General features: G+C 72.2%; 7 protein-coding genes. All 7 read right to left on the bottom strand.

Annotated features, from left to right (window positions below):
* Window positions 1-63: 63 nt before the first annotated feature.
* Complete coding sequence (locus PUR56_RS40615; protein ID WP_329884416.1) at window positions 64-378, bottom strand: hypothetical protein; 315 nt, start codon at window positions 376-378, stop codon at window positions 64-66.
* Window positions 371-811 (bottom strand): YbaB/EbfC family nucleoid-associated protein, encoded by a 441-nt coding sequence (locus tag PUR56_RS40610; RefSeq protein ID WP_329884414.1) that lies wholly within the window; start codon window positions 809-811, stop codon window positions 371-373. Before PUR56_RS40610 ends, PUR56_RS40615 begins: the two co-directional genes overlap by 8 nt.
* Before the next feature lie 86 nt (window positions 812-897).
* On the bottom strand, window positions 898-3,078 hold the full coding sequence (locus PUR56_RS40605) for a hypothetical protein (protein ID WP_329952660.1): 2,181 nt from the start codon (window positions 3,076-3,078) through the stop codon (window positions 898-900).
* A 112-nt stretch (window positions 3,079-3,190) separates the two neighbouring features.
* On the bottom strand, window positions 3,191-3,613 hold the full coding sequence (locus PUR56_RS40600; protein ID WP_329952659.1) for a hypothetical protein: 423 nt from the start codon (window positions 3,611-3,613) through the stop codon (window positions 3,191-3,193).
* Between the two features lie 26 nt (window positions 3,614-3,639).
* Window positions 3,640-3,921, bottom strand: a complete 282-nt coding sequence (locus PUR56_RS40595) for a hypothetical protein (protein ID WP_329884408.1) — start codon at window positions 3,919-3,921, stop codon at window positions 3,640-3,642.
* Window positions 3,922-4,000: 79 nt separating this feature from the next.
* Window positions 4,001-4,360, bottom strand: a complete 360-nt coding sequence (locus PUR56_RS40590; protein ID WP_329884406.1) for a WXG100 family type VII secretion target — start codon at window positions 4,358-4,360, stop codon at window positions 4,001-4,003.
* 121 nt (window positions 4,361-4,481) lie between these two features.
* Window positions 4,482-5,930 carry a type VII secretion protein EccB gene (gene eccB / locus PUR56_RS40585; RefSeq protein ID WP_329952658.1) on the bottom strand — a complete coding sequence of 483 codons (1,449 nt, stop codon included), beginning with the start codon at window positions 5,928-5,930 and terminating at the stop codon, window positions 4,482-4,484.
* Between the last annotated feature and the right edge of the window lie 21 nt (window positions 5,931-5,951).

Raw genomic sequence — 5,951 nt, 5'->3', positions numbered from 1 at the left:
GTGGATCAGCCTGCCGTTTCCGGTCGTTCCAGGGGTGGTGCGAAGCCTGCCGGTACCTGACGGCTAGCCGTGGTTGGCGATCTCGGTGGCGAGGTCGTCGGCGCGGTCGAGCTTGTCGGCGAGCTTCTCGCCGTTCTCGCCGACCGTGCCGACCACCTCACGGACCTTCTTGATCAGCTCGGTCAGGTTGGTGGTCGGGTCGTCGATCTGCTCGTGGTACTGCTTGCCGATCTCGTCGCTGCCGCCGACCGTCTTGTTGACCCGGTTGATGATCTCGACCTCGGCCTCGATCTCCTTCAGGAGGTTCTTGAGCTCGGTGAACTCGGCGAAGGCCTTCTTCATGTACTCGGTCTTCGCGAGCACGTTGGCGTCAGCCACCGAATTCCTCCTGCTTGCGGGTCTTCTTCTTCTCGACGTCGTCCGCGTAGCCGGGGCGCATCGCCCACAGCGGCTCCAGCAGGTCGTCCAGGTCGCTGCCGCCGGTCATCGACAGGCGCAGGGTGTCGCCGATGCCCTCGAACTCCCGGATCCGGGCGGCGACCTGCTCCCCCACCTTGGCGCGGGCCTCGTTGAGGAGGTCGGTGAGCAGCGCGCCGAGTTCGGCCGGGGCCTTGTCCCGGTAGCCGGTGGTGTGGAAGGTCAGCGCGAGGACCTGGCCCTGGGGGCCGACCTTCACCGTCACCAGGCGGTCCTTGGAGGTGACGGAGGCGGTGAGCTTCTCCAGCTCCGCCTGCGTCTCCTCGGCCTTGGCGAGCTGGTCGCGCATCGCCTCCATGGTCTGGGCGATCTGGTCCGCGAAGGGATTGCTCATGTGTCGTGCTTCCTCGTCGTTTCGTTCCGGTCGGGGTGGTGCGCCGGCCCTGTCGGTCCGGCGCACCGGCGTCGGTGGCCCCGGTCTCAGCGGCCGATGACGCCCTCGACGGCTCCGCTCTCGGTGCCCCAGACCTCTTCGTCCTCGGCCAGCCAGGTGGTGCGCTGGCGGTCCTTCTCGTTGCCGCCCGCACCGGCGCCGCCGCCCATGCCGGGCGGCATCATCGGCGGCATGGCGCCGCCGGAGCTGGTGGCCACCTGGCGGCCGGTCAGCGCCGCCTGTTCGGCCGCCGCGGCGCGGGCCGCGCGCTCGGCCGCCATGCGCTCGGTGGCCGCCTCGGCCGCGGCCTTCAGTCCGCTCGGGTCGCCGCCGGCGGCGAGGCCCCGCGCGCTCGTCCCGCCGACGGCGCCGGTGATCGGGGAGATCCCGCCCGGTCCCGTGAGGAGGGACCCGCCCGAGCCGCCGCCGGCGGAGCCGAGCAGGCCGACACCGCCGAGGCCCGACGCGCCGAGGCCGAAGTCGTTGGGCGCGAGCAGGTCGTCCTCGGTGCTCAGGTAGCTGTGGCCGAGGTCGTCGATGATCTGCCGGCTCTCGGAGACGGGGTTGCCGCGGCCGTCCAGGAGGGTGCCGTCCGGGGCGATGGTGTAGTCCCGGCCGACCACCATCGGGTTGCCGCGGTTGTCCAGGACGGGCCGGCCCTCGCCGTCCACCACCCGGCCGTCCTCGGTGACCCGGGAGCCGGTCGGCACCACGACGTTCCGGCCGCCGGAGCCGCCGGTTCCGCCGCCGACGCCACCGGTCCAGCTGCCGCTCCCGGGGCCGCCGCTCCCGATGCCGCCGAGCAGGTCGGGGACGTGCACGCCCGGGCCGGGGCTGCCCGTCCCGCCGCCCGGCAGGGTCGTTCCGCCACCCGGGAGGATCGGGCCGCTGCCGCCGCTGCCGCCGCCGGTGACGATCTCGGGCGGCTTCACGCCGCCGGGAAGGCTGGTGGGCGGCTTGGTGCCCCCACCGCCACCGCCGCCGGTGTTCCCGCCGATCCCGCCGATGCCCCCGGTGCCACTGCCACCGGATCCGCTGCCGCCGGTGCCACCGCCCCCGGCGCCGCCGTCGAGCTTGAACTCCTTGTTGCCGGGGCCGCCGCCGCCGAGGTCGTTCTTCAGGTTGAGGTCGTCCTTGCCGCCGGTGCCGCCCCCGCCGCTCCCGCCGGGCGGGGCGTCCACCTTCGGCGGGACGGGCGGCGGCATCCGCAGGGCGACCCGGGGGTGGTTGCTGTTCATCTGGTTCAGGAGTCTGGTGTAGGCCGATTCGAGGAAGATCAGCGCTCTACCCGCCTCGTTGTCCAGCGGCCGATCGAGGTTGGCCAGCCAGATCTCCTTGCCCCGGACGACGACCTTCTCCCAGAACTCCTTCGTCTGCGGGTCACCGAACGGGGACGCGGTCACCTTGAAGGTCAGGTCCCCGTGCCCGTCCGCGGACGCGATGTCGCTCGACTTGAGGTTCGCGTCGTAGGTGGCCTTGGCCACCGTGTCCTTCCGCCAGCGGACCTCGACCGTGGCGTCCTTGAAGGCGTCGGCCACGGCGTCCTGGAGGGCGTTGGCGGGGTGGGCCAGTCGCATCTGGCGCCACTGGTGGAAAGCCATCTCCAGGGTGGACAGGACGTCCAGCAGAGGATTGACCATCCCGCCCAGCGCATTCTTGACGCCGTTGTCCGCCAGTTGGCGCTGGAAGCTGGCGATCTCGCCGTGGAAGGCACCGAGCACCGTGTGGAACGCTCCTGCGGCACTGCCCTGCCAGTCCCCGTCCGGGGCGTCGACCTCGTCGACCCAGGTCTTGCTCCTGGTGACCCACTCCTCGAGGAACTTGGAGGCGCGCTCGTGGGCCTCGGCCACGCGCCCGAAGGCGGCCACGTCGAACCGGTCGTTGGCGAACGGCGGATTCCGCAACGGACTGATGATCTTGAGGAACTCGTGCTGCCACCGGTCGAACGGCGAGCCCGCGTTGAGGGTCGAGTAGTCGAAGTTGATCCCGTAGACGTAACTGCCGCGGTAGTCCTCATTCTCGTACGTGAAGTGGTAGTTCCACCCCCACCAGGCGTCGTGCGGCATACCCTTGCTGTCGGACGTCTTCCACTCGTGGTAGACGGTCGCGTCCCCCATCCCGTCGCCGGGCGTCCACTTGACGTCCTTACCGGCGACCGCGCCGCGGTCGACGAGACTGGTCTGGGTCGACGACGCGAAGATCGCGACGGCGTCCTCGTACTTGCCCACGGTGAACCCCTTCGACTGGACCGGCGCGGTCGGATCGGATCGGCCCCGGAGGGTCGGTGGTGCGGGCCGGCCTGCGCCTGGACCGGCCCGCGTGAGGGCACTGCGGCCGGGGTCAGCGGCCCCCGGCGCCGGGAACGACGTTGTTGAGCAGGTACATCAGCTCGGCCACGCTGATGGCGTCCTCCTCGCCGTTCTGCAGGATGAGGTCGGCATCCTTGAGGTCCAGCTTCATGTCCGTGGCCTGCTTGTTGATGGTTCCGAAGCCGGCGTTGACCGCGCCGAAGTAGTTCTTGAACGCGGTGGCGAGGAGCCCGACGGACGGAGCGCTCGCGCTCGGGTTCCCCGCCAGCAGGTGCGACGGGCGTCCTGTGCTCGTCGTGCCGCCGTCGGTCGCGTAGAGACCGATGTCGAGGACGTACGAGTTCTGCGTGAACCCGTCGATGAGTGCCTGGAGCTTCTGGTTCGCGAAGTCCGCGACATAGCCTTCGGTGATCTTGGTGACGCCGTTTCCGTCACCGGACTCGTTGCCTGCCATGGCGTGTCAGTCCCGTCCGTCGGTCGTCAGCCGATGCCCCGGCCGGCCTCGAAGTCCGCGCTCCAGAGGATGTGGTGGATCTTCGCGAGGTCCTGGGTGGCGGAGTTGATGTCACCGATCATCACCCCGTCCTTCGTACGGAGGGCCTCGGAGAGGTTCTCCGCGGCGGTGGAGAAGACACCGAGGAGGGGACCGCCGTAGAAGCTGTCCAGCTTCTGCTTGGTGATGCGCATCGCGTCCTCCATCCGCTCGGCCGTGTCGCTGAGGTACTGGATGGCGGCCTCGACGCCCGCGTGCTCGACGAACACTTCGCTGACTCCCGTTTCGTTGGAGAGGGGGAACGGCCGGGCAGCGCGCCCGGGCCGGTGGGACTTCGGTTTCGGTCGCCTACTTGGGCGGGTTCAGGGCGTCCTTGATCGGGTCGTACCCGTCGGGGCTCTTGTTGGCGACCGACAGGGCGTTCTCCTCGGCGGCGTTGAAGGTGTTCTCACCGGCCGCCAGCTTGCCCAGGAAGTCGTTGTAGAGGCCGATCACCTCCTGGTACTTCCGCTGCCAGTCCCCGATCTTCTGCACGAAGACGACACTCGACTTGGCCTGGAACTTGGTCTCCAGCTCCTGGATGCTCATGTCGATGTCCCGCTTGACGCCCTCCATGACCCCCATCTGCGACTCGATGGTGCTCTTCACGGCCTGGATGGAGGCCGGATCCGCCTTCGTGACGGCATTCGGGTTCGTGCTGTTGGCCATCGCGGTCCCTCTCGCGTCGGACGTCTCTCTGCCGGGCCCGCCGCACGGGCGGGCCCACCAGGCTGAACGGCCCCGGGGGTCCGGCCGGTTCAGCGCCCCCCGCGGACGGCGGCGGACCGCCTCAGCGCGCGCACTTGCCGTCCGTCGCGGGCGGCTGGACGAGCCCCGTCCCGGTGAGCGCCGCCGGGTCCAGGCTCGGTCCGGCCGGCAGCAGCGCCAGCAGCCGGCTCGGGACGGCCACCGGGGCGGCCCCGGCGTAGCCGAGGCGTTCGACGGCGTCCGGGGTCATCGGGAACCGCACCCCGTTGTCGGTGACCAGGTACAGCGTCGAGCCCTGACCGCCCCCGGACAGGGACCGCACCAGCGCGCCGCCGCCGGGCCGGACGACGATCCGGTCGGCGGGGGTGCAGCTGGGGACGACGCCCGGCTCGGCCACCGGCGGCAGGCCGAGGACGGCGGTGGCGTCCGGCATCCGCAGGTCGACCTCGCCCGCACCGGCGGCGGGCAGCCCGGCGCAGAGTGCCTGCCCGGGGCCGGGGGCGGCCAGCACCGGGGGCCGTTCGGGCAGGCCGGCCGGTGCGAGTTCGGCGGTGACGGCGGTGGGCGCGGAGTGGGCGGCGAGGTCGGCGGCGCCGACCGGGGCGGTGGCCACCGCGCCGCCGCCGTAGGACTCCTTCTGGGTGCGCGGGTCGCCCTGGAGGAGGGCGAGCAGGGTGGCGCCGACCGGCACCAGCCCCTGGCCGGTGAGGACGAAGCGGTCCTCACCGCTGCCCGCGAACAGCTGGCCGACCCTGGTGGGCCGTCCGGAGAGGTCGGGCCCGGCCGTGCCCCGGCCCGGCAGGTCCGGGGAGCGCAGGTCGGGCCCGGCGGCGAAGGTCTGGAGGAAGGCCGCGGTCACGGGGACGGGCACGGCCGCCGTGTAGCCGAGCGCGCGCACGGCGCCGCCCTGGACGTCCAGCGCGTGGCGGCGGCCGTACCGGAGCAGCTGCGGGGCGCCGTCGGGGGCGGCCACCAGCACGGCCCGGTCACCGATGGAGCCGTTCCCCGGCCGGGAGCCGACGGCGAGCGAGAGCAGCGGCGCGGGCCTCCCCCCGGACGCGCCGACGGCCTGGACCGTGCAGGCGAGCCAGTCGGAGCGGTCCAGCGAGGCGGGCGCGGGCAGGCCGTCGGGGGCTCCGACGATCCCGACCGGGCCGCCCCGGTCGGTGCCCTCCAGGGAGCGGCGGGAGACCTCGTCGACCTTCAGCTGGTCGCCCGCCAGCAGCCGGGCACTGGCCTGGTTCAGGACGGGGTGCAGCAGCCCGCCGGCGTAGAGGTAACGGGTGCCGGTCTCCTTGACCACCACCACGGTGCCGGGTTTGCGCCAGCCGGTCGCGCCGCCGGGCTTGACCAGTCCGTAGACGCCCGCGCCGACGCCGACCAGCAGGGCGATCGCCAGACCGATGGCGATGCCCCGGTTGGTCCGGCCGACCGGGCTGTCGGGGGCGTCCGGCTCGGCCCGCAGCATGCCGGCGGAGACCCGGCCCGTCACGAAGAGGTGGGCCTGTACCTGGTCACGGCGGGACTGCATGCGGTGGTCCTCCTGCGGGGC

The organism is Streptomyces sp. BE303, assembly GCF_036290945.1.
Lineage (GTDB): Bacteria > Actinomycetota > Actinomycetes > Streptomycetales > Streptomycetaceae > Kitasatospora.
The sequence above is the reverse complement of the archived record's forward strand: the minus strand, read 5'-3'. Positions and strand labels throughout refer to the sequence as shown.

Bases quoted from the DNA above. Each gene is read 5' to 3' on its own strand.
- PUR56_RS40600 (WP_329952659.1), bottom strand. From the start codon at position 3,613: ATGGCAGGCAACGAGTCCGGTGACGGAAACGGCGTCACCAAGATCACC.
- PUR56_RS40590 (WP_329884406.1), bottom strand. From the start codon at position 4,360: ATGGCCAACAGCACGAACCCGAATGCCGTCACGAAGGCGGATCCGGCC.
- PUR56_RS40610 (WP_329884414.1), bottom strand. From the start codon at position 811: ATGAGCAATCCCTTCGCGGACCAGATCGCCCAGACCATGGAGGCGATG.
- eccB (WP_329952658.1), bottom strand. From the start codon at position 5,930: ATGCAGTCCCGCCGTGACCAGGTACAGGCCCACCTCTTCGTGACGGGC.